Annotated in this window: 2 protein-coding genes; both read right to left on the bottom strand. The window is 65.8% G+C overall.

Going from position 1 to position 1,952, the window contains the following annotated elements:
• Nucleotides 1–639 (bottom strand): cytochrome c oxidase subunit I (locus AOK17_RS40885; RefSeq protein WP_206190920.1); only part of this gene is annotated, 639 nt, incomplete at its 3' end.
• Entirely contained in the window at nucleotides 636–1,595 is a 960-nt protein-coding gene (ctaC, locus tag AOK17_RS40880; protein WP_055617710.1) for an aa3-type cytochrome oxidase subunit II, read from the bottom strand. The genes AOK17_RS40885 and ctaC, both read right to left, overlap by 4 nt.
• Nucleotides 1,596–1,952 lie beyond the last annotated feature (357 nt).

Raw genomic sequence — 1,952 nt, 5'->3', positions numbered from 1 at the left:
GAAGATCGGCATGCGGAACATCGTCATGCCCGGGGCGCGCATGCAGATGATGGTGGTGATGAAGTTGACCGCGCCCAGGATGGTGCCGAAGCCGGAGAACGCCAGACCCATGATCCACATGTCCGCGCCGATGCCCGGCGAGCGGACCGCGTCCGAGAGCGGGCTGTAGGCGAACCAGCCGAAGTCGGCCGCGCCCTGCGGGGTGAGGAACCCGCCGACCGCGATCAGCGAGCCGAACAGGTACAGCCAGTAGGCGAACATGTTCAGCCGGGGGAACGCCACGTCGGGCGCGCCGATCTGCAGCGGCATGATCCAGTTCGTGAAGCCCGCGAACAGCGGCGTCGCGAACATCAGCAGCATGATCGTGCCGTGCATCGTGAACGCCTGGTTGAACTGCTCGTTCGACATGATCTGCGTGCCGGGACGGGCCAGCTCGGCGCGCATGAACAGCGCCATCACGCCACCGATGCAGAAGAACGCGAACGACGTGACCAGGTACAACGTACCGATCGTCTTGTGGTCAGTGGTGGTGAGCCACTTGATCACAACGTTGCCGGGCTGCTTGCGCCGTACCGGTAGCTCGTTCTCGTACGAGTCTTCGGCCGCGGCGGCACCCTGAGGTTCATTGAGGATGCTCACAGGTTGTTCGTCTCCCGGTTCTTCTCGTGGTCCGTCTGCTCGATACCGGCCGGGACGTAACCGGTCTGACCCTTCTCGGCGAGCTCCTTGAGGTGGGCCTCGTAGCGCTCGGGAGAGACGACCTTCACGTTGAACAGCATCCGGGAGTGGTCGACACCGCAGAGCTCGGCGCACTTGCCCATGAAGGTGCCCTCCTTGTTGGGAGTCACCTGGAACGAGTTGGTGTGGCCCGGGATGACGTCCTGCTTCATGAGGAACGGCACCACCCAGAAGGAGTGGATGACGTCACGCGAAGTGAGGATGAAGCGGACCGTCTTGCCCTTGGGGAGCCAGAGGGTCGGACCGGGGTTGCCGTTCTGCGGGTTCTTCGTGGCAGGAGTGCCGACGTCGTAGACGCCGCCGGCGTTCGCCGGGAACTGCTCCTTGAACCTGTTCGGAATCGCGTCCAGGTTCTTGTCGGTCGAAGCGTCACCGGTCGAGCCGTCGACGTTCTCGATGTAGTTGAAGCCCCAGCTCCACTGGAAGCCGACGACGTTGACCGTCACGTCGGGCTTCTTGTCGAGGCTGAGGAGCTTCGTCTCGTCGCGGGCCGTGAAGTAGAACAGAACCGAGACGATGATGAGCGGGACCACCGTGTACAGCGCCTCGATGGGCATGTTGTACCGGGTCTGCGGAGGAACTTCGACCTTGGTGCGGCTGCGCCGGTGGAAGAACGCACTCCACAGGATCAGGCCCCAGACCAGCACGCCCGTGACGAGCGCCGCAGCCCAGGAGCCCTGCCACAGGGAGAGGATCCGCGGAGCCTCTTCCGTGGTCGGGGTGGGCATACCAAGACGGGGAAAGTCCTTGTATGTGCAACCGGTGGCGGTCGCCAGGACCAGGCCCGCAGTCAGTGCCTGCAGCAGCTTCCGCCGCATCGGGCGCCGCGGCGAGCGGTCGGAGCCGTAGGGACTCACGTAGCGCCTTCCCGAGAGTCTCGCCCGCGCTGTTGGCTGCGGCCTTCTCGCTGGTCGGTCGCCGCCCTGCGTCGGGCAGGGGTTTGGATGTTTATGCGGACCAAACCCTACTGGACGCTTTTTGGGGTCGCGCGGGGAGGGTCCCCAACGCGCCGCGGCTCACCCCGAAGGGGTGGAATGCGGGGCTCCGGGCCGTATGTGACGGCCCGTCGCGGGGCGGCTGTGAACTCGGGTGGCGGGGTTCGTCGACGGTGCGGGCCGCTTGCGGTCGCCCGCGCAGTTCCCCGCGCCCCTAAAAGCGGGGCTGCGCCCCTGGCCTTGCCTTTCAGGGGGCGCGGGGAACTGCGCGAGCAACCC

This window comes from Streptomyces phaeochromogenes (genome assembly GCF_001418655.1).
Classification (GTDB): domain Bacteria; phylum Actinomycetota; class Actinomycetes; order Streptomycetales; family Streptomycetaceae; genus Streptomyces; species Streptomyces phaeochromogenes.
The sequence above is the reverse complement of the archived record's forward strand: the minus strand, read 5'-3'. Positions and strand labels throughout refer to the sequence as shown.